Source organism: Brevibacillus sp. SIMBA_040 (assembly GCF_046535075.1).
Lineage (GTDB): Bacteria > Bacillota > Bacilli > Brevibacillales > Brevibacillaceae > Brevibacillus.
Window position 1 is genome coordinate 1 of sequence record NZ_JAWRXI010000110.1, and the last position, 314, is coordinate 314.

General features: G+C 63.1%; 1 protein-coding gene. It reads right to left on the reverse strand.

Translation table 11 applies throughout. The annotated features are described in order from the left end of the window. Positions 1–267 (reverse strand): hypothetical protein (locus tag SB752_RS32180; protein ID WP_410719464.1); only part of this gene is annotated, 267 nt, incomplete at its 3' end. Positions 268–314: the final 47 nt, after the last annotated feature.

Genomic DNA, 314 nt, shown 5'->3' on the forward strand with positions numbered 1-314 from the left:
GAAGAGCACCGGGTTTCGAAGATCGACGGGCAACGACATGACGCGCGGATTTGTGGCGCCCTGTGCCGCGGCGCTCAGCGACAGCTCGTAAAGCTCGATGCTTCGCAGAATGTCGCGCTCAAGCGCGGTCCCCAGTTGGCGTGCGTGTCTCACTTCGCTGTCGTAGGCGTCTTCGCGAGCCGCGAGCAGCATCGCGGCAAAGAACACGCATGTGCACAGCCACAGCAGCCCCGCGCAACCGATAACCCCAATGGGCGTCAGAACCATGGACGCCGCCGCCCGTAAGCTGCGGGTTGCGAACTTCAAATTTCGGG